This is a genomic window from Dyadobacter sp., from assembly GCF_051859145.1.
Lineage (GTDB): Bacteria > Bacteroidota > Bacteroidia > Cytophagales > Spirosomataceae > Dyadobacter.
Map to the genome: position 1 here is coordinate 1 of NZ_JBHYGF010000568.1, position 21263 is coordinate 21263.

The 21263-nt window shown below is 47.0% G+C and carries 16 protein-coding genes; 11 read left to right on the forward strand and 5 right to left on the reverse strand.

The window, feature by feature from the left end:
* The coding region (locus ACTIE6_RS24175; protein WP_439559069.1) for a tRNA pseudouridine synthase A at positions 1 to 567 on the reverse strand (567 nt) is incomplete at its 3' end.
* Positions 568 to 672: 105 nt separating this feature from the next.
* Here ACTIE6_RS24175 and ACTIE6_RS24180 point away from each other — a divergent pair.
* The 7 genes from ACTIE6_RS24180 to ACTIE6_RS24210 all read left to right on the forward strand — a co-directional run bounded on the left by ACTIE6_RS24180 (position 673) and on the right by ACTIE6_RS24210 (position 8023).
* Positions 673 to 2346: a glutamine--tRNA ligase/YqeY domain fusion protein gene (locus tag ACTIE6_RS24180; RefSeq protein ID WP_439559070.1), complete on the forward strand. Its 1674-nt coding sequence runs from the start codon at positions 673 to 675 to the stop codon at positions 2344 to 2346.
* A gap of 239 nt (positions 2347 to 2585) precedes the next feature.
* Entirely contained in the window at positions 2586 to 2813 is a 228-nt protein-coding gene (locus tag ACTIE6_RS24185) for a hypothetical protein (RefSeq protein ID WP_439559071.1), read from the forward strand.
* Positions 2814 to 2922: 109 nt separating this feature from the next.
* Positions 2923 to 3447 carry a ferritin gene (locus tag ACTIE6_RS24190; RefSeq protein ID WP_031526668.1) on the forward strand — a complete coding sequence of 175 codons (525 nt, stop codon included), beginning with the start codon at positions 2923 to 2925 and terminating at the stop codon, positions 3445 to 3447.
* A 138-nt stretch (positions 3448 to 3585) separates the two neighbouring features.
* Positions 3586 to 5823: an FUSC family membrane protein gene (locus ACTIE6_RS24195; protein WP_439559072.1), complete on the forward strand. Its 2238-nt coding sequence runs from the start codon at positions 3586 to 3588 to the stop codon at positions 5821 to 5823.
* Entirely contained in the window at positions 5824 to 6024 is a 201-nt protein-coding gene (locus tag ACTIE6_RS24200) for a YwbE family protein (RefSeq protein ID WP_439559073.1), read from the forward strand.
* A gap of 14 nt (positions 6025 to 6038) precedes the next feature.
* A complete protein-coding gene (locus tag ACTIE6_RS24205; RefSeq protein ID WP_439559074.1) occupies positions 6039 to 7115 on the forward strand; it encodes an NADH:flavin oxidoreductase/NADH oxidase in 1077 nt (358 codons plus the stop codon).
* A gap of 26 nt (positions 7116 to 7141) precedes the next feature.
* Complete coding sequence (locus tag ACTIE6_RS24210) at positions 7142 to 8023, forward strand: DMT family transporter (protein WP_439559075.1); 882 nt, start codon at positions 7142 to 7144, stop codon at positions 8021 to 8023.
* 3 nt (positions 8024 to 8026) lie between these two features.
* On the opposite strand, the gene ACTIE6_RS24215 is transcribed toward ACTIE6_RS24210, so the two are convergent.
* The 3 genes from ACTIE6_RS24215 to ACTIE6_RS24225 form a co-directional block, all read right to left on the reverse strand.
* Positions 8027 to 10408, reverse strand: a complete 2382-nt coding sequence (locus tag ACTIE6_RS24215; RefSeq protein ID WP_439559076.1) for a PAS domain-containing sensor histidine kinase — start codon at positions 10406 to 10408, stop codon at positions 8027 to 8029.
* A 54-nt stretch (positions 10409 to 10462) separates the two neighbouring features.
* Positions 10463 to 10912 carry a response regulator gene (locus tag ACTIE6_RS24220; protein ID WP_439559077.1) on the reverse strand — a complete coding sequence of 150 codons (450 nt, stop codon included), beginning with the start codon at positions 10910 to 10912 and terminating at the stop codon, positions 10463 to 10465.
* Positions 10913 to 11050: 138 nt separating this feature from the next.
* Entirely contained in the window at positions 11051 to 13414 is a 2364-nt protein-coding gene (locus ACTIE6_RS24225) for a TonB-dependent receptor domain-containing protein (RefSeq protein WP_439559083.1), read from the reverse strand.
* Between the two features lie 282 nt (positions 13415 to 13696).
* Between ACTIE6_RS24225 and ACTIE6_RS24230 the strand changes: the two genes are divergently transcribed.
* Complete coding sequence (locus tag ACTIE6_RS24230) at positions 13697 to 15046, forward strand: MATE family efflux transporter (RefSeq protein ID WP_439559078.1); 1350 nt, start codon at positions 13697 to 13699, stop codon at positions 15044 to 15046.
* Positions 15047 to 15179: 133 nt separating this feature from the next.
* Positions 15180 to 16805: an NADP-dependent glyceraldehyde-3-phosphate dehydrogenase gene (locus ACTIE6_RS24235; RefSeq protein WP_439559079.1), complete on the forward strand. Its 1626-nt coding sequence runs from the start codon at positions 15180 to 15182 to the stop codon at positions 16803 to 16805.
* 72 nt (positions 16806 to 16877) lie between these two features.
* Here the strand turns inward: ACTIE6_RS24235 and ACTIE6_RS24240 are convergent, their stop codons facing one another.
* Positions 16878 to 18533: a PAS domain-containing sensor histidine kinase gene (locus ACTIE6_RS24240; protein WP_439559080.1), complete on the reverse strand. Its 1656-nt coding sequence runs from the start codon at positions 18531 to 18533 to the stop codon at positions 16878 to 16880.
* Positions 18534 to 18776: 243 nt separating this feature from the next.
* On the opposite strand from ACTIE6_RS24240, the gene ACTIE6_RS24245 reads away from it, so the two are divergent.
* Together ACTIE6_RS24245 and ACTIE6_RS24250 are read left to right on the forward strand one after the other, a co-directional pair.
* Positions 18777 to 20783, forward strand: coding sequence for an ATP-binding protein (locus ACTIE6_RS24245; protein ID WP_439559081.1), 2007 nt, complete (start codon positions 18777 to 18779; stop codon positions 20781 to 20783).
* A gap of 56 nt (positions 20784 to 20839) precedes the next feature.
* On the forward strand, positions 20840 to 21263 hold a 424-nt coding region (locus tag ACTIE6_RS24250), incomplete at its 3' end, for a DUF4142 domain-containing protein (RefSeq protein WP_439559082.1).

Below are 21263 nucleotides of genomic sequence, written 5' to 3' on the forward strand. Positions count from 1 at the left end.
AAAGCGATTTGCCTGAATATGAAAAACCAGCATATCCGGCGTTTCGGTCCATTTAGCTTCCGTGATGGTGCAGCGAAAGTTGTTTACATTGGTGTGCACTTTGCTGAAACATTCAAAATCGTTGTGTTTCAACAACAATGCAGCCGCTTCATTCATCAGCTCGATATCAAGATCCGCTTTCAGCAAGTAGGCTTGCCCGGTCAGAAAAGGGTTCTTGAATTTTGTAATACGATATTCGTACTTCCTGTAAGTTGCTGCAAAGCGGGAATTCAGTTCACTATCAACTGCACATACATTCCTGACAGCTATATCCCGCGGGATCAAACCATTCATTTTATAAACAAAAAGATCGGGATCCGGAATGGGATTATTTAAATCAAAATGGGCGAATTGTTGTTCTGCATGTACGCCGGTATCGGTGCGGCTGCTGCCTGTCAGTTCAACCGTGGTACGGAATAACCTGGCCAGCGCTTCTTCCAGTACCTGCTGGACGCCGAGGGCGTTATTTTGCTTTTGCCAGCCATTATAGGCAGTTCCGAGATAAGAAAATTCTAGAAAATAGCGCATGGTGCAAAAGTAAGTCAAAGGACAGAGATTTGCGATTTACAGGCCGAATTGCGGAATTTGTTAGGAAGAAGGTTAACTTTGAGAATTGGATAATTTCATTATTATATGATTACGGAAGAGAAAAAAGAAGAGAAAAACCTGAATTTCATTGAAGAGATTATTGAGGCGGATTTGCGGTCAGGAAAATATACTCAGATTATCACCCGTTTCCCCCCGGAACCAAATGGTTACCTGCACATTGGGCATGCATCGAGCATTTGCCTCAATTTCGGTCTGACCAACAAATTTCCTGGCTATACCAACCTGCGTTTTGACGATACCAATCCTGTAACAGAAGACACAGAGTACGTTGAGAGCATCAAGCGGGATATTCAATGGATGGGGTTCAAATGGGAAAACGAACTTTATGCTTCCGATTATTTCGATACACTTTATGAATATGCAATCAAGCTCATCAAAAAGGGGCTTGCTTATGTAGACGATTCTACTTCCGAGGAAATCGCGGTTCTGAAAGGTACGCCCACAGAGCCTGGCAAGGACAGTGCCTACCGCAGCCGTAGCGTGGAAGAGAATCTTGTACTTTTTGAACAAATGAAAAGTGGGGCATTCCCTGACGGAAGCCGGACACTGCGTGCCAAAATAGATATGGCGCACATCAATATGCTAATGCGTGATCCGATTTTGTACCGGATCAAACATGCAAACCACCACCGGACCGGCGATAAATGGTGCATTTACCCGATGTACGATTTTGCACACGGACAAAGTGACTCCATTGAAACCGTCACGCATTCGATCTGTACACTGGAATTTGTTCCTCACCGTGAACTTTACGACTGGCTGATCGCCCAGTTGGATATCTATCCGTCGCACCAATACGAATTTGCGCGCCGAAACCTGAATTATACAGTAACCAGCAAGCGGAAATTACTGCAACTGGTGCGCGAAAATCATGTAAGCGGCTGGGATGATCCGCGTATGCCGACAATCAGCGGACTGCGCAGAAGAGGCTTCACCCCAGAAAGTATCCGCGATTTTTGTGACAGGATTGGTGTAGCCCGTCGTGAAAATATGATCGATGTGGGCTTGCTGGAATTCTGCGTACGCGAAGACCTGAACAAAAAAGCATTGCGCAGAATGGTGGTACTGGATCCATTGAAAGTGGTGATCACAAACTTCCCGGAGGGAGTTACAGAAATGTGCCACAGCGAGAATAATCCCGAAGATGTTGCGACCGGCTCCCGCGAAGTTCCTTTTACCCGTGAGATCTACATTGATAAAGAGGACTTTATGGAAAATCCAGGCAAGAAATACTTCCGTCTCGCACCGGGCAAAATGGTCAGACTGAAAAGCGCTTACATTATAGAATGCACTGATTTTGTTAAAAATGAAGCTGGCGAGATCACAGAAGTGCATTGCAGCTACATTGAAAACAGCAAGAGTGGACACGATACAACCGGGATCAATGTAAAAGGTACCCTGCACTGGGTTTCTGCGGAACACGCGGTTGAAACTGAAATCAGGTTATATGACCGCCTGTTTTCGGTAGAAGATGTTTCAGCAGAAGAAGGCGATTTCAAAGATTTCATCAATCCTAAATCGCTGGAAGTAATTACCGGATACGCCGAGCCTGCATTGCTTGAAGCAAAGGGAGATGAATCCTTTCAGTTTTTGCGCAAAGGCTATTTTGTAAAAGATATCGATAGCACAGCGGATAAACTAGTTTTCAATCGGACTGTCACATTGCGGGACAACTGGGCGAAAGCGGCAGAGAAATAAAATTACATTACAACCAAAGGGGGTATTTATTTAGATTACTTACAGATAATGTTGCTCGGGAAGATGTTTGACTTTATCTTTGCAGCACAATTTCACGAACCAATATTGTCTTGCTGTCAGTGAATACCCCCAATGAATTATTTAGTACTGCAAAAGGTTTTTGCGTACAATGCGACTTAACCTCCCGGATCCAGCTTCATTTCGGCGAAATCCAAGCTTCTTTTAAGGTCCGCGATTTCTTGGCTTTCCGTCGCTTTATTAACAGCATTGATATCAGAAGTAAACTGTTCGACCTCTCGGACGAATCTGACTACGAGTTCGTTGAGGCTCCTCAGCTGAACATTTACCACAAACTTACGCTTTGCGAACTGATCCAACTGAGGGAATTAGTCAACGGTACCCACTTCGCAATCGAGCTGAATTCCCTGCTCCACGAACTTCTTTTTTTAGAAACAGAATCAGTCTAAATAACTGATAACGATTGTCTTAGACCAATTCCAAATATCAATTTCGATTTGGATTGATGAACTTTCGCATGATATTTGTACTTATAAAACCAAATAAGCAACAAGTACCATGAGAGATTTATTGAGACAACGGACTTCCCTTAAAGAGGAAATAGAGATATTATTAAATAACCAGGTTAAAATGGAAGCAGAAGCTTCTGCCAAATATCTGGCAATGGCTTCCTGGTGTGACCGCAACGGTTTTAAATACAGCGCCCAGTATTTCCTTAAACAATCTGACGAGGAAAGAGGACATATGCTGAAAATCTTCAACTATCTGATGACAGTTGGAGGAACCGCCATTTCTCCCGAAATCGGACCTGTAAAGCAAGAGTATCCTACATTCAGAAATGTATTTGAAACTGCATTACAAAGCGAGATCGCGGTAACACAATCCATTAACCGCATTATCACAGCAACCCGCAAAGAGGAAGATTATGCTACTGAAAATTTCTTGCAGTGGTTTGTGAACGAGCAGGTTGAAGAAGAGGATAATGCACGTCGCGCAATCGAACTTTTCGACGTGATCGGCGAAGAAGCAACAGGTTTATACGTGATCGACAAAGCGGTTTCGAAGATCGGCTCTCACGACTAAACATTGGATTACCGATACCAGGGCTGCTTCCAACGGAGGCAGCCTTTTTGTTTTTTATACCAACCGGAACTATGGTACACCTTTTGTTCCTTATAAGATTAAAATAGTAGTATTGTAAAAGCTACAGCAGGCCAGTCCATGAATTACCTCGACGAATTTAAAAAGTTCATTTTCAGTCATTACCTGTCGACGGGAGTACGCCTTACGCTTGGAGCTATCGTCCCGAGCCTTATTTTTTACCATTACGGCATTCTCAGCGAGATGATCGCATTTCCGCTGGGTACGCTGCTGATCGGAGGTACCGATAACCCCGGACCTTACCATCGCAGGCGAAATGCATTGCTGGTTGCCATTTTCAGCTGCTTCTTTGTGGCTTGCATTACCGGCTTTTTAAGAGAATTCCCCTTTATCATCTTCCTCGAAATCATCTTCTTCGGAATGTTCTTTTCGCTTGTTGGCGTATACGGAAACCGTGTCAACAGCATTGGACTGATTTCGTTACTCGTATTTGTGTTCAACATTGATGACCACCTGAGCGGAGATATGGTACTCAGGACTGCGGCTATTTTCTGCGCCGGCGGAGTGTGGTACTTTGCGCTTTTTATGATCCTGCAGAAGCTGCTACCCTACAAGCTCATTCAGCAGCTTCTGGGTGAAAATTTTATAGAACTCGGGAAGCTGCTTTCTATTAAAGCCGATTACTATTTCGCTAATCCCGACTACGACGAGCTGTTTAACCGGATGATCCACCAGCAGGTTTTATTGAGGGAAAATCATGAGAATTTGCGGGAGATTCTGTTCAAAACGCGCGAGATCGTAACTGAGTCTACGAACAAAAGCCGGATACTGATGCTGATGTTTCTCGATAGCATCGATCTTTTTGAGCGTATTCTGAATTCACAACAAAACTACGTGAATCTGCATCGCGCATTTGACCACACCAAAGTTTTACGGCTGTTTGGGACTTACATAACCTGGCTCGCAGCTGAAATACAGACGATCGGCCTCGCTGTTCAAAGCGGCTTTGCCTCTACGCCACGCCACGATCTCGACGACGCATTTAACAAATGTCAGAAAGCATTTGAGCGGATGCGCGAACATCAGATGAACCACGAGAACATGGAAGATTTTATCATGCTTCGTCAAATCCTGAACAGCTTGCAGGACGTTACTGAGCGTGTCAAAAAACTTCATCGTGCCACAACTTACGATGCCGCTGTTGGTGAAGGTTACAAATTGAATGTGGAAGGTGATAATTTCATTCCTAAACAGGAATACCACCCCCGGATCCTGCTGGACAATCTGTCGCTTAAATCAAGCCACTTCCGGCACGCGGTCCGTGTCACGCTGGGCTTGCTGCTGGGCTATATTACCTCGCTCTTCTTTGAGCTTGGTCACGGTTACTGGATTTTGCTGACCATTGTTGTGATCCTAAAACCTGCATTCAGTATCACCAAAAAGCGCAATATCCAGCGGATCGGAGGTACTTTGCTGGGTGTTGTCACGGGTTTTTTATTATTGTACCTGATCAAGGATAACACTGCGCATTTTGTGATCATGATCATAGCAATGGTACTCGCTTACAGCTTTTTAAAAATCAACTATTTCATTGCTTCCACTTCCATCACATTGTACGTGATTTTGTCTTTCCATTTTCTGAACCCGAACCACATTCGTACCGTTCTCGAAGAGCGGGTTATTGATACGGTAATCGGATCTGTGATCGCGTATTTGATTTCCTCTTATGTACTTCCGGTTTGGGAACATTCGCAAATCAATCAGTATATCAAGGAGGCATTGAATGCAAACAGAAAGTATTTTGATCTGGTAGCGGCGAAGTTTACAGGCAAGCAGCTGGACATCAACGATCTGAAAGTAAGCCGAAAAGATGCGATCATTGCGATGGCGAACCTGTCGGATAACTTTCAGAAAATGCTGTCAGAGCCGAAAAGGCAGCAATTGAAAATGGAAGAATACCACCAGTTTGTCGCCACGAGCCACATGCTTACTTCTTACATTGCGTCGCTGTCGACCTACGCGCAAATGCTGAACTACTCAGAATTTGCAACGGAATTTGAGTTGATGACCCGACAAATCGACCGGCAGTTACAGGCCGCCGCCGATGTGATCGAAGGTAAGACCAGCAACAGTTTTGAGATAACGCGTGAATCACTGCCCCAGAACCAAAAACTCGTAGAGCTACTGACCAAACGGAAGAAAGAGATTAAAGAGCTGGGGATAGAGAAAGCGGATCAGTCACCTGCACGAAAAATGCTGTCTGACCTGAAAACGATCAATGGACTATTTGAGCTGATCAGTACGATCACGATTGATGAAATTAAGATTTTGCAGAAAATAAAGGCGGCAAACGCATAAATGGAAACACTTACAGGAACAAAAAGGGAGAATATAAAACCTGGCATTTCGGTCGCGATCGTCTTAAAAAAAGACCAGAGAAGCGGCACATTAACTTACGGGATTGTCAAAGATATTTTAACCAAAGCACCGGTACATACGCACGGAATTAAAGTGCGGCTGGAAAGCGGCGAAATAGGCCGCGTCAAAATCATTCAATAAACACAAACATTTTCATGTCTTCACTTCTTTTCACTCCGCTTAAACTAAAAAGCATTGAACTAAGAAACCGCATTGTGGTTTCGCCAATGTGCCAATATTCATCCGTAGATGGTTTTGCAAATGACTGGCACCTCGTGCATCTCGGCAGTCGCGCAGTTGGCGGCGCTGCCTTGTTAATAGCCGAAGCAACCGCAATCTCTCCCGAAGGCCGCATTTCTCCCGAAGACCTGGGTATATGGAAGGACGAACATATCGGGAAACTCAAACAGATCACCGATTTCATTGCCGGACAAGGCGCGGTAGCCGGGATACAGCTGGCCCACGCAGGTCGTAAAGCGAGCACTTACCCCGCCTGGAAAGGTCGCGGACAGGTTCCTTTGGACCAGGGTGGCTGGAAAACGCTGGCCCCCTCTCCCATTCCATTCCATCATAGCGAGGACACGCCACTGGAACTTGATCAGGCGGGCATTGAAAAGGTAATTGCTGATTTTGCAGCAGCTGCGCAACGTTCGTTACAAGCTGGTTTCAAGGTGATAGAAATTCATGGGGCGCACGGTTATCTGATCCACCAGTTTTTATCGCCGCTCAGCAACACGCGTACCGATAGCTACGGCGGCAGCTTTGAAAACCGCATCCGCATTTTACTGGAAGTGGTAGACGCCATTCAAAACGTCTGGCCAGCAGAACTTCCGGTGTTTGTACGTATTTCTGCTACTGACTGGGTGGAGAATGGATGGAACGAAGATGAATCGGCAAAACTGTCGCAAATCTTGGCTGATAAAGGCATTTCGTTGATTGACGTATCCTCCGGCGGACTCGCTTCTAATGCAAAAATCCCTGTCGGACCTTCGTACCAGGTACCGTTTTCTGCCAAAATCAAAAAAGAAACAACAGCGCTCACCGGTGCAGTAGGATTGATCACTGAGGCGCAACAAGCAGAAGATATCCTGAAAAACAACGAAGCCGATCTGATCGTTATGGCGCGCGAGCTGCTCCGTGATCCGTATTTTGCATTGCATGCCGCGCATGAATTGGGTGAGGATATTGTCTGGCCGGTCCAGTATGACCGTGCAAAGCCGGCTGCAAACTAGTTGAGGAAAGTGTCAAATCACCAGTTATGCTAAATCCCCGTACTGCACTTATTATTGGGCTAGTTAGCATCAGCATTTTTCCTGTTCTGGTTAAATGGGCACCTGTTTCAGGGATTACGTCGGCATTCTACCGGATGTTCTTCGGCTTCATCCTGATCCTGCCTTATGTGTTTCTGACCAAAAAATTCCGCTGGCCTGATCGGGATCAATGGGTCCCGATCATACTTTGCGGCTTGATCTTCGCGTCGGATATTGCTGTCTGGAATTTGTCAATTACACTTTCCAATGTAACCCAGGCAACGTTGCTCGCCAACCTGTCGCCTGTTTGGGTGGGCCTAGGCTCATTCCTCTTTTTGCCTGACAAGCCCAAATCTGCTTTTTGGCTTGGTACATTGGTGGCGCTTGCAGGAATTGTCGTACTGATCGGATTTGAACAATTTACCAGCTTCCAGCTTGATGCAGGTTTCTGGCTGGCGATGTTCTCCGGCTTACTGTATGCTACTTACATACTGGTGAGTAAAGCAGTACTTGGGAAAGTGGATATTGTGAGTTTTATGACGATCAATATGGCAGTATCAAGCATTTACCTGCTGCTGATCTGCCTTGTATTTCAGCAACCAATCAGGGGATTTGACACCACCGTCTGGGGGGTGTTCGTAGTTCAGGGTTTGATTTGTCAATTGGTGGGTTGGCTGGCTCTTAATTATGCAGTCAAGAAAATGGATGCAAAGAAGGTTTCGCTCAGCCTTTTAAGCCAGGCTGTTGTGAGTGGGTTCTTTGCCTGGATTTTCATTGGTGAACAAATCACTTTGCAAATGATCCTGGGCGGATTGATCATTCTGGCTGGGATAGCCGTTACCTACCGCACCAAAAAACGACCGGAGGAGCAAAACGAATTGAGAATGTGAAACTTACCTGAGTCGCGATTCAGGCAGGTAAATAATGAACGTAGAACCTTCTCCCGGCTTTCCTGTCGCGTCTATAAAACCCTGGTGGTTTTCAACAATCTTTTTACAGATCGCCAGGCCGATCCCTGTTCCTTCATAAGCGCTCCTGTTGTGCAGCCGCTGAAATACCTGAAAAATGCGGTCTTTAAACTGCTGATCAAAACCGATCCCATTGTCGGTAAAAGATATGAACCTGTAAGTTATTGCCGGATCAGCGCCGGCTAAATGCATTAGGTCGCCAGCTATTGTGCCCGTTTTAATCTGGATAACAGGTTTTACATCCTGCCTTACAAACTTCAATGCATTGGCAATAATATTTGTAAAAAGCTGCTCAAACTGGTAAACGATCACCTCACAGGAAGGCAGCAAATCGCTGGTAATCTGAGCGTCCTGGCTGTTAATCTGATCACTGAGCTGATCCTGTACATTCTTTAAAATCAGGTTCAGATCCGTATATTCAAAATGCTTTTCTACTGCATTCGCGCGTGAAAACGCTAGTAAGTCAATAATCAACTGCTGCATCCGGGTTGACGAAGCCTGCATTCTGTCGAAATAATCCCGTCCCCGGTCCGATAGGTTGTTGTACTCGATTTCGAGGATACGTGTTGCGAATGTCTGTATCTTACGAAGTGGCTCCTGCAAATCGTGACTGGCCACATAGGCAAATTGCGCCAGCTCCATATTGGTGCGCACCAGCTCATTGTTCGCCACTGTCAGCTCCTGAGTACGCGTTTGCACCTTGCTTTCGAGCTGATCAATAAATAGCTTGCTTTCGTGAATATCAGTGCTGGTACCCACCCACATCAGGATACTTCCATCCGGATTCCGTTGCGGAATGGCGCGGCTCAGGTTCCATCTGAACTCACCGTCAGCCCTTCTCAGCCGATGTTCAAAAACGAAATCCTTACCCGTTTGAACAGACAACTCCCACAATCTCCGGTTTTCATTTGCATCGTCGGGGTGCACGATATTAGACCATAGATCTCCATAAATGCGACGGTCCCGCGCGCCCGCATAGTCGTAAACTGACTTGTTAAGGTAATTAATGTATCCTTCCGAGTCGGCTGTCCAGACCAGCTGCGGCATGGAGTCAGCCAGCGTCCTGAACTTGTCTTCGCTTGCCTTTAATGCAAGTTCCGACTCTTTCCTGTCCGTAATATCCATCATGGTTCCGAGCATTCTGTGCGGAACATGATTGTCCTTGTACAATATCTTGCCTTGTGTCCGGATCCAGTGAATGGATTTATCGGGATGAATTACCCGCGCTTCGTAGTAATAGCTTCCTGTTTCCAGCGCAGCTTCAAATGCTTTTTCGACGATCGTCTTACGGTCCTCCGGGTGAATGTGATCACGCAGTTGCGCGTGAGTGAGTACCACCGATTCATCATACCCGAAAATAGTAGCTAATCTGCCTGAATAGATGATTTCATAGGTTTGCAGGTTCAAATCCCAGGTCGCAAGTTTGGTACCGTCAGTCGCAAGCGAAAGTCTGTCAGCTGCCTCCGCGATTTGTTGACGAAACTTCACCTTTTCAGTTACGTCATTAACCGAAACCATAATGCCTGACACCGTTCCGTCAATCTCGTACATTGGCGCGTACTGAAAATCGAGATAGAAGGTCTTCAAACCGTCAGGACCGTCTACATAAGCCAGTGCCTCATTTTCACGGTAAATCTCCCCTGAGCTGTAAACGTGGTTGAGAATATTCACAAACTTCTGATCCCTCAGCTCTGGAAAAACATCCAGCAGCTTTCGCCCCACCACATCGCTTTCTTCCCTCCGCCACAGATCTCTCAGCATTGTTTCATTGGCAATGCTGATCACAAAGTCTTCACCTTTAAAAATGGCTTTCGCAAACTGGGACTGCGTGACCAGGTTCCTGAACAGGTTTTCACTTCTTAACAGCGCCTGCTTAGACAAAACCTGCTGGGTTACCTCCGTGGCCACGACAATGATCCCGGAAGTTTCCCCGGTATCTTCAAAAAGAGGCTGATAAACAAAATTGAAATAGCATTGCTGCGGCTCACCGAACCTGCGGAGGGTAACTTCGAACTCGTTACCGTAAAAAGGCTGTCCTGTTTTGAGAACGTTGAGCAGGATCGGCCCTACATAGTCCTTTACTTCGGGTAATGCTTCAAAAAGCGGTTTTCCTACAAAAGCCTCCTCGGCGCGATCAACAATGCTCAGGTAAGTATCATTGGCCATTTCCACAAAAAAGCTTTCGCCCCGAAGGATAGCCATTCCCACGGGTGCCTGCTTCATCACGCTCCTGAATCTGCTTTCGCTGTCTGTTGGCTGCCTGGTTGTAAACTCCGGATTTTGGGGAGATGCGCCTGGTTCGTTCACTGGTTTGCGGGAAGTTGTACTTTACAAAAGTAAAACAGTGAACAAAAGGAAGGATTAATACTGATAATAAAAATTTTCTGCTGCGGGAGCCCAGTTGTGCTTCTTCCAGTCAATGTCCAGCACCTGCTTGATCGCCTGCTTTAATTTTGGAAAAGAGCCTGGTTTTCTGATAAAAAAGTTAGCTCCCTGCTGATGTACCTTACGCACCATTTCCTCCTGTCCCGAAGTTGAAAATATCACAACAGGAATACCCTCCCATTCTTTTGTATTTCTGATTTGTTCAAGGCATTCAAACCCGTTTTTTCTCGGCATATTGAGATCGAGAAATATCACATCAGGCGGAGGTGGTACCGTGGTTTCCATTAAATTAATAAGCTCAACTCCGTCATTCGCAGTCACCAGCTCAGCGGAAGTACTGACTTCCCTTAGCGCATCCTCGAACAACATGCAGTCATCTGCATCGTCGTCGGCGAGGAAAATTGATTTATTTGGTTTGTTGCTCATAGTCCAAAATTAAGTATTAGGGTAGATAACAAAAACGTTGATCAATACATTCCGTAAAACCTTAATAATGGTTTGCTCGCTCACGATTTCAAAATCATATACAAGGTAGTAAATATATACCAAAATGACATGGGAGCACTAAAATTCACCTTCCAGCCCCTCTTTCGATTTTTTCTTCGCCTGGTGTAATCGGTAGTTCAGCGTCAGGTTGATTTGCCTCAGCCTGCCTTGCGAGCTATTCCGTGCGTAGAAATTAGCTCCTTCCGTTATCGACCTGAACTTGCGCGAATTGAAAACGTCAATCACACTGAGCGTAAGTGTCGCATTGTTTTTCAGGATATCCCGGGTTGCTGCCAGATCGAGCGTAGCCAGTGCTTTTCTTCTGCCCTGCGGGGTTTGCTGTGGTGCTTCATAGTTGCCGCGAAGCTGTACATCCGTGGTTTTCCATAAAGTCAGCCGCGACATCGCACGCACAAACCAGCTGTAAGTGTCGCTTTTGAAGGTATCATCCACATTGGCACCGTCGGTAATTGCCCTGAAAAAGTTAAAACTTGCATCAAACTTCCACCACTGGATCGGGTTAAAAGAGCTCGTAAACTCTGCTCCGTAAGCATCCTCGGTACCCAGGTTTTCAGGCCGCGTATAAGAGCTTCCATCCTCCTGCACCCGACGGATACTCGTGATCTTCCCATTTGTATGCCGGTAGTAAAGCGAAGAAGCAAGCGAACCTTTCGCCAGGTACTTGATGTGGCCAAGCTCAAATGCATTCGTGAACTCGGGATTAAGGTCGGGATTTCCACTCCAGTAGTTCCGGTTATCGCTGTACGTAGCAAACGGACTGAGATCGTTGTACTGCGGCCGACGCACCCTCCGGCTGAAACTGAGCTGGAATGCATTCTGTTTGGCCAGGTCATAAGTAACATGCACGCTCGGGAACAAATTGGCATAAGTACGTTTATTCACCTCCGCAGTCTGCTTCAATTCGGTTGTTACACCTGTCCATTCAGCGCGCAACCCTGCCTGGTAAGACACCTTACCTGTTTTATTGCCGACAATTCCGTAAACCGCATTGATGTTTTCTTCATACAAAAAATCATTGGTCAGGTTTGGTAACGTGATCCAGCCACCGTCATTTGCACGCTGCGTGACGGTGTAATCGTTTGTCATATCGCGCGAGCTGCTCCTGGCCCCCGCTTCAAACTTGCCGTCTTTGGCAAATGGATGCACATAATCGGCCTGAAAAAGCAGCTGCTTTTCCGTTTCATAGTTCACAGCCCGCTGCAATAGTGGCGCTATATCCGACGGACTTCCATTGGGATTGTACACGTTCTCATTATAATACTGATCAGAATTCTCCCAGTTGTCCAGGTAACGTACATCGGCTGTAAACTCCTGGCCTTTACGGTTGAATGTCTTTTTATAGGTAATAGAATACTCGGAATTCGGCTCCGTTTCGGTTTCGTCCTGGGTACGGATTGTGTAGCTTGTCAGGTTGTTGATATTGGTAAGATAATCCCGGTAAGTCAGCGTTGAAAAACGTTTACCCTTGCTTGTTCGCCAGGTATAGGAGCCGGTCAGGATGTTTTTTGGGTTAAAATAATAATCAATTCCCCCGCGCGCAGAGTTCGCCATTCCTTTCAGATTGGTCTTCATATCCCGCTCCATGATGAATGTGGAATCGTCGCGGTAAAGCTCCTGGTACACAAAGTTTTTACCCGGCGTGTTCCGGTACGACATCGTGTAATTGATAAAGAAGTTGAGGTTTTTGCGCCTGTAATTCACATTGGCCGCAGCACCATAGTTCGTCGGGTGCCCCGTGATAATGTCGAAAGATCCATTGATCCCCTCTTTCCGCTCTTTTTTCAAAACAATATTGATTACCCCTCCCATTCCCTCGGCCTCGTAACGCGCCGACGGATTAGTGATAATTTCCACGCGCTCGATCATACTTCCCTGTAACTGTTGCAACCCGCTCGCTCCCTTGATGCTGACCAGTCCCGAAGGTTTACCATCGATGAGTATACGCACATTACCACTTCCACGCAGGCTTACATTGCCTTCCACGTCCACAGCCACTGAGGGTACATTTGTAAGTATATCCACGGCAGTCCCGCCTGCATTGGCGAGGTCTTTGCCTACATTAAAAATCTTCTTATCAAGAGACAGTTCCATCGTGCTTTTCTCTGCCTGAACCGTCACCTCATCCAATGTACGGGCAGAAGGGCTGACTTTGATTAATCCTAAATCAAGCGGAGAATTGGCGGCATTAAGACGTACGTTGGAGGTAAACTGCGGCTTGTACCCGATAAACTCTGAGAGAGCGTAGTAGTTACCCGCCGAGATGTCTACGATAAAGCCGCCCGTTTCGTCCGTAATTGCACCGCTCACAAAAGAGCTGTCTGCGGCTTTGAAGAGCCTGATACTCGCATATCCTAGCGGACTGCTCGTTTGCGCGTCCACGATTTTACCAGTTACTTTCAGCTTTGCAGTACCCTGGCCCATTGCGCCGAAGGCACTGAGACAAACACACGCGAACAAACCAAATGCTTTCAAAAATTGCCTCTGTCCCCTTGCCGGCGCCACGCCAGCAGCGAACTCCCTGTTCATGCCCATTCTGTTTTTTGTAATATTTTTATCGATACCCACTGCCTTGAAATTGCTAACAATAGAAACCGGTTTACAAACCGGTTTTACTCTAACCTGCTACATAATAGAACGAAAGATTCTTGCGCTGACCTCTAATTGGCTACCTTTGCAACCCTTTTAGCATATCCACACGATTCCATGAAAAACGAAGCCTCACAAACGTTAAGATTAGCCTTCCCCATCATCATCGGCGAACTCGCCCAAATGGCGCTCCACCTGATCGACAGCGCGATGGTAGGCGCGATCAGCTACAAGCACTTGGCTGCTGCCGCACTGGTGATCAATGCCATGAACATTCCTTTTGTGATCGGGATCGGAATGACGATTTCGGTGTCGCAAATGGTGTCGCTTGCGAATGGAAAGCAGGATGCGCAGCAGGTTTCACATTATTTGTTCAATGGATTTGTGCTTTGTACACTCACGGCGCTTGCTATATCCTTCACATTGGTGTTTGGCAAGGACCTGCTTTATCACCTGGGCCAGGATCCCGAGGTAGTAACCCTCGCCATTCCATTCATGCAGCTGATGGGAATTTCCATTATCCCGATGTTGCTTTTTATGACATTGAAACAATTCGCAGACGGACTGGAATCCACCCGCACTGCCATGATATTCTCACTAGCAGGTATGCCGCTCAACATTCTGCTGAACTGGCTGCTTATTTACGGCAACTGGGGCTTCCCGCGGCTTGAACTGCTGGGCGCCGGCTGGGCCACGTTGATTACCCGTACCTGCATGTTCCTGGCGCTGGCTTATGTTGTGCTCAGCCACAAAACCTTCGCCAAATACATTGCGGTGCGCCGCAAACAATGGAAGCTGAAAAGCCACACCATGGGCGAGCTCCTGCACATCGGCGTGCCAAGCAGCCTGCAGATCGGTATGGAAGCGGGGGCATTTGCAGTATCGGGGATCATCATCGGTACATTGGGAGCAGTATCACAGGCCGCGCACCAAATCGCACTGAGTTGTGCTTCATTTACATTCATGGTTTCTATGGGACTTGCGCAGGCAGGCTCTATCCGCGTCAGCAATGCACTGGGCAGGTCCGACTGGCAGAAGATTATCGTTATTGGAAAAAGCACCCTGATCACCGCATTGATCTATGGCATCTTGTGCGCGACGATGTTCGTGGCGCTGCGCCAGGTACTGCCTTTTGCATTCAACAAGGAGCCGCAGGTTGTTTCGCTTGCTGCATTGCTGCTGCTTTTTGCTGCTATTTTCCAGATTTCGGATAGTACCCAGGCGATTGGCGCCGGACTTTTAAGAGGGATTAAGGATGTAAAAACACCCACTTTCCTGATCGGGATTGCTTACTGGGTAATCGGCATTCCGGTTGGTTACCTGCTTGCATTTCACTTTGGTATGGGCGCACCTGGTATGTGGCTGGGGCTGATCGCCGGACTTACGGTTGCCTCAGGGTTCCTGATCACCCGTTTTTTAAAAATGGGCAAAAGGAATGCAGCAGTGCCTTCCCCGAGCCGCATTTGAGCTGATCCTGGCTAATTGCATATTTGTTTAAGGTTATTCAGTAATATACGTCGTCAGGTCTTTCTAACGGGAACTGTCCGTCTTCAAAAATCATTATTTAAATAACCAAGAACACATTTTAGCCAGTTAGAAAATGGATTTTAACGCCACATTGAAAGACATCTTTGTCGAAGAAAGCGAAATCCCGTCGGAGTTTAGCTTACCCTCCCTGATCCACCAGCGCGAATACCTCAGCGACGGTGTGATGAAACCCTGGGACGGGCCTGTTCACGAAGTTTACTCACCCGTTTGTGTCAAAACAGAAAACGGACTTGAAAGAAAGCTGATAGGAAGTTACCCGGTTTGTACAGCCGCAGAAGCCGAAGAATCGCTGAATGCTGCAGTTGCTGCCTACAACAATGGACGCGGCGAGTGGCCGACAATGAGCGTAGCAGAAAGGATCCACCGGGTCGAGAAATTTACCGGCCTCATGATCGAGCAGAAAGACATTATCGTGAAGCTGATCATGTGGGAGATAGGCAAATCGTTTGCTGACTCAGCGAAGGAATTTGACCGTACCGTTGAATACATTTACGCAACCATCGACTCACTGAAAAACCTCGACCGGGATTCCTCCGGCTTCGATATTGTGGATGGAATTGCAGCGCAGGTACGTCGCTCGCCGCTCGGCGTTGTACTTTGTATGGGGCCATTTAACTACCCGCTCAATGAGACATTTACCACATTGATCCCGGCACTGATCATGGGCAATACCATTCTTTTCAAACCCCCGAAATTTGGCACGCTGCTACATTACCCTTTGCAGGAAGCATTCAGGGATTGTTTTCCAAAAGGGGTTGTGAACGTAATTTACGGCCGCGGAAATGCCATCGTACCCGGACTGATGCAATCCGGCAAAATCAATGTACTTACGTTGATCGGTTCGAGTAAAGTGGCTAATGAGCTTAAAAAGCAGCACCCGAAAGTAAACAGGCTCCGTGCCGTTCTGGGTCTGGATGCCAAGAATGCGGCGATAGTTACGCCCAATGCCGATCTTGACCTCGCCGTAAAGGAAATTATCCTGGGCGCACTTTCCTTCAATGGACAAAGGTGTACTGCATTAAAGATCATTTGGGTACATAAAAGTTTGGCTGACCAGTTCCTGGAAAAACTCAGCGCCGCAGTCGGTACACTTAAATTTGGAATGCCGTGGGAAAAAGGCGTTTCCCTCACCCCACTCCCGGAAACCAACAAGATCGAATACCTCAATGAATGCATTTCCGACGCGATTACGCACGGCGCCTCTGTCGTGAATGAAAATGGTGGTAAATCGGAAGGTTCGTTCTTCTATCCGGCGGTCGTTTATCCGGTGAATAAGGAAATGAAGTTGTACCATGAAGAACAGTTCGGCCCGATCGTGCCGGTAGTTCCATTTGAGGATCTTGAAGAGACGATCGAGTTCTTAATCGAGTCTACTCACGGGCAGCAGGTCAGTATTTTCAGCAACGATGCCGACGAAGTAGCTGCATTGATTGATCCGCTTGTGAACCAGGTAAGCCGCGTGAATATCAATACACAATGTCAGCGCGGACCGGATGTTTTCCCATTCACGGGGCGCAAGGACAGTGCGGAAGGTACGCTATCCGTGCCCGATGCAATCCGCGCATTCTCGATCCGCTCGCTGGTAGCATTCAAAATGAATGAACAGAACAAGCAGCTGATCAACGAGATCGTGCACGAGGATACTTCCAATTTCCTGAGCACCAAGTTTATTTTCTAATAAATAACAATCACGAAAAAACCTTCTTAGTCTGCATTGAGAAGGTTTTTTCATTTATAACAAAACTAAAAATTAATCGCGACTGACAGGCAGATATACATTGAAAGTAGCTCCTTGTCCCGGCCGGCCTTCGGCAGTAATGTAGCCTCCATGGTTCTGCACGATTTTCTTGCAGATTGCCAGTCCGATACCTGTTCCTTCGTATTCATTCCTCCCGTGCAGCCGCTGGAACAGATCAAAAATGCGGCTTTCATATTGCTGATCGAAACCGATCCCATTGTCTGCCACACTGATTTTGTAAAACTCACTTTCGTCTCCTTCTTTGCTAATAATCTCACAATGTATGCGGATTACCGGCACTTCACCCTGCCTGCTGTATTTGATTCCATTATTGACTAGATTTTGCATCAGCTGATAAAATTGCACTGGTATCACTGGAATAACCGGCAGCTTACCCAGGTCGAATACAGCTTTTTTCTCGTCAATAATCCCTTCCAGGTCAGTAATTACCTCTTGCACGATCCCGTTAAGATCCGTATCGACAAATGCTATGTCGCTTGAATTTGTCCCAGAATAACTCAGCAGTGCTTCGATCAGCTTTTGCATCCTGGCAGCGGCGAGCATGATCCGGTTGAAATAATCTGTCGAATTTTCGGAAAGGTGCTCTTCTCTTTCGAGAATGCGTCCACTGAATGCGCGGATCTTGCGCAGTGGCTCCTGCAGATCGTGGGAGGCGACATAGCTGAAAGAAGCAAGCTCCTCATTGTTCCGCCGCAGTTCAATGTTCTTGATCCGTAGCGCCTCATTCAACTTAATATCTTTCGAAACATCCTGCAATGCGCCTATCATCAGCTGGTTACCCGCTTCGAGGATAAAATTCACGCTCAGGCGCAAGTGCTTGATATCGCCGGTGCGGGTGACAACACGGTAGGTACTTTGGATTAAAACCTTCGTTTCAAATGCACGTAAACCCTCCCGTATCGCTTTATTACGGTCGTTAGGGTGTAGAAATGAAATGAATTGTTCGAAAGAAGGCGCAAATTCCTGCGGCTCGTAACCGATCAGGCGATAAAGATTGTCGGAACATTCCAGCTCGTTGGTATTCAGGTTCCAGGCGTAGCTCCCGATATGGGCATTCTCTTCCGAGTGCTTGAAAATGGAATTCTGGATTTTCAGCTGCGTGGTTCTTTGCTCTACTTTGCGTTCAAGCTCCTCCGCGAAGTTCTTTTGCTCCTGTACTTCCATGCAACCGCCCACAAACCCCACGAAAACACCGTCGCCAGTGTAGCGGGGCACACCTCTGTCCCATATCCAGCGGTATTCCCCGTCGGACCGCCGGAGCCTGTACTCCATGCTAAACTCCTTTCGGGCATCGAAAGAATAGTTATAAATATGCAGGCAACGCTCCAAATCATCGGGATGCACACCTTCCGCCCAGCCGTGCCCGGTTTCCTGCTCCATGCTGCGGCCGGTAAAATCCAGCCAGCCTTTATTAAAGAAGTAACAACCCTTATCGACACCCGCGATCCAGATCAGAACCGGGGCGGTATCTGCAATAATGCGGAAGCGCTCCTCGCTCTCGCGTATCCGCGCCTCGGCCTCGCCCCAGCTCTCACTCTGTACATCAACCCGCCTGTCCGCATGAGAAACGTGATGTGCACGTGCTTCTGCGAGCTCTTGTTCCAGTTCGGCAATCCTTTTTACCAGTGAATCGTAGTCTGTGTTCATGCTGTAAAGCAATAAGGTCACTTCTCAATTTACAAGATCGCGGCTGCATTCGCAATTCTGATCTTGAATTAACATCCTAATATTTGTATTTTGGAAAGCAATGTCACCTGCTTCAATACCGTTCAATAAATTAAATTTTTATTGGCATCGTTATTTGCCTAACTATCTGATACTGCTTTGGAAAAGTGGTCAGAAACTCATTTAATTGTAAACCTTCTTCTATAAAAAACAGCAGCCACCGGCATGAGTTTACCAGCGACAGGAGACGAAGCATTCAAGCGAACCGGTTCGCAAGATGATACAGAGCGGGAGCTCCTGCAAGAGAAGCTGGCTGTTATATTCCAATATTCCACAGACGCGCATCTGCTCTTTGATGAAAACGGAATTATTGACTGTAACCAGGCCGCGGTGTCAATGCTCGGCTGCAAAGACAAAAAGGAACTGCTCTCCTTTCACCCTGCCGCTTTTTCTCCCGAATACCAGCCCGACGGACAGTTATCTTCTGAAAAATCAAAGGCGATGGATAAGCTGGCTTATGAAAGCGGCTACAATCGCTTTGAGTGGATTCATCGCAAAATCAATGGAGAAGAGTTTCCTGTAGAAGTTACGCTCAATCCCGTTCCCATTAATAACAAGAAAGTACTGCTGGTCGTGTGGCATGATATCACCCACCGAAAGCAGGCGGAAGAGGCGGTCAGGCGCAGCGAAGCAATGCTGGCCGAATCCCAGCAGCTTACGCACAGCGGCAGCTGGGAGTCAGATCTGGTAACCGGTCAAAATTTCTGGTCTGCCGAAGCTTTCCGGATTTTCGGTCTGGAACCGGACCATGTGGGGCCGGATACCGAGCTTTTTTCCAGGATGATCCACCCGGACGATCTGCATCTATACAAAAAACACATTTGGGAAGCGATCAATAACCTTCAACCCGCAAGTTTCGACCTGCGGATTGTGATGCCGGACGGATATACCAAGTTCATCCATGCTATTGGCAAACCATACACCGACGCTTCCGGCAAAGTTGTCAAGCTCTACGGGGCGATCATGGACATTGATAACCAGAAGAAAGCGGAACAGGAGCTGATTCATGCCAAGGAAATGGCGGAAATGGCGGCTGTGGCCAAATCGCAGTTTCTTTCCACAATGAGCCACGAGATCCGCACGCCCATGAATGCGGTTATCGGCTTTACCCATTTGCTGCTGCAGCAAAATCCTACGCCGGAGCAAATGGAATACCTGAATATCCTGAAACTTTCTGCCGAAAATCTGCTGGTACTAATCAACGATATTCTTGATTTCAGCAAAATAGAGGCTGGCAAGATCGAGTTTGAGGAGACGGATTTCAATGTATTGTTCCTGCTGGAAAATATCCGCTCCGGCATTCTTCAGACAGCCAATGAGAAAGGTATCCTGCTGAAATTGAAAGTGACCAACAGCGTCAATGTCACAGTAACCGGCGATCCGGTCAGGCTGGGACAGATACTGACTAACCTGGTGAGCAATGCCGTCAAATTCACGGAGCGCGGCAAGGTTACGATCTCGGCTGATGTGGCTAAACGGGAAGGCGATACAATCCTCATCGACTTCCGGGTAGAAGATACAGGTATCGGGATCCCGGCTGATAAAATCGAAAACATATTTGACAGCTTTACCCAGGCAACCTCAGATACAACGCGGAAATATGGCGGCTCTGGTCTTGGGCTTACCATTACAAAAAGGCTGCTGGAATTACAGCAAAGCGAAATTTACGTCCAAAGCGAGCCTGGACAAGGGTCCGCCTTCTACTTCAGTCTTGCATTCAAAATCAGTGAAAAACAACTTGCCCAGCAGGCAGCGGGTACATTCACCAGCACATTCGACCTGGAAGGAATGCGGGTACTTATTGTGGAAGACAATGCGATCAATGTGCTCCTGATGCGCAATTTCATGAAACAATGGAAAGTCGATTATGACGTTGCCGATAACGGACTGATCGCATTACAAAAGGTGCAGCTTGCCGATTATGATCTGGTGTTAATGGATCTTCAAATGCCCGAAATGGATGGATATGAGGCTACTTTGAAAATCAGGCAGCTGCCTGGTGAGAAATATGCAAGCCTTCCCATTGTTGCGCTTACCGCGTCGGCGATGATGGATATCAAGGATATTGCATTCACAGTTGGAATGAATGATTACATCAGCAAACCGTTCAGCCCCGCCGAGCTTTATTCAAAAATCGCTTCCTACAAAAGGAACAAGAGCAGCGATCTTTAATCCCAACTCTAATTGGCATAATATTAATTGAGCTTGCACAAACCATTGCAACGCTCATGAAAAAGCCCGGCCTGTATTTCCTGATTCTGCTTACTCTAGTTTTTTCCTGTACTGACGACGAAGATGAAAATGCGCGGCGTACTTCAATCACCGAAGCCGACCGGGCGTTTGTATTAGCCGCTGCCGATGAAGGCATTTTCCAGATCAGCGCAGGCCAGCTCGCATTGGAGAACCAGGCTTCCAAAGACTACGCGGACTATGCACAGCTCATGATCGATGGTTATACAAAATCAAACGAGGAATTAAAGACATTTGCAGCTGATAAGGAACTGACCATTCCCAATACAATTACGAATGAGCGACAGCAGGCACTCGACAGCCTCGCTTCCCGCAAAGTGGTTGCTTTTGATACTACTTATGCAGCCACAATGGTTGCTACGCACACCAAAACCATTTCCTTCTTTGAAGCTCAGGCAGGTA

Bases quoted from the DNA above. Each gene is read 5' to 3' on its own strand.
- ACTIE6_RS24235 (WP_439559079.1), top strand. From the start codon at position 15,180: ATGGATTTTAACGCCACATTGAAAGACATCTTTGTCGAAGAAAGCGAA.
- ACTIE6_RS24180 (WP_439559070.1), top strand. From the start codon at position 673: ATGATTACGGAAGAGAAAAAAGAAGAGAAAAACCTGAATTTCATTGAA.
- ACTIE6_RS24220 (WP_439559077.1), bottom strand. From the start codon at position 10,912: ATGAGCAACAAACCAAATAAATCAATTTTCCTCGCCGACGACGATGCA.
- ACTIE6_RS24195 (WP_439559072.1), top strand. From the start codon at position 3,586: ATGAATTACCTCGACGAATTTAAAAAGTTCATTTTCAGTCATTACCTG.
- ACTIE6_RS24205 (WP_439559074.1), top strand. From the start codon at position 6,039: ATGTCTTCACTTCTTTTCACTCCGCTTAAACTAAAAAGCATTGAACTA.
- ACTIE6_RS24240 (WP_439559080.1), bottom strand. From the start codon at position 18,533: ATGAACACAGACTACGATTCACTGGTAAAAAGGATTGCCGAACTGGAA.
- ACTIE6_RS24210 (WP_439559075.1), top strand. From the start codon at position 7,142: ATGCTAAATCCCCGTACTGCACTTATTATTGGGCTAGTTAGCATCAGC.
- ACTIE6_RS24245 (WP_439559081.1), top strand. From the start codon at position 18,777: ATGAGTTTACCAGCGACAGGAGACGAAGCATTCAAGCGAACCGGTTCG.
- ACTIE6_RS24200 (WP_439559073.1), top strand. From the start codon at position 5,824: ATGGAAACACTTACAGGAACAAAAAGGGAGAATATAAAACCTGGCATT.
- ACTIE6_RS24230 (WP_439559078.1), top strand. From the start codon at position 13,697: ATGAAAAACGAAGCCTCACAAACGTTAAGATTAGCCTTCCCCATCATC.
- ACTIE6_RS24225 (WP_439559083.1), bottom strand. From the start codon at position 13,414: ATGGGCCAGGGTACTGCAAAGCTGAAAGTAACTGGTAAAATCGTGGAC.
- ACTIE6_RS24190 (WP_031526668.1), top strand. From the start codon at position 2,923: ATGAGAGATTTATTGAGACAACGGACTTCCCTTAAAGAGGAAATAGAG.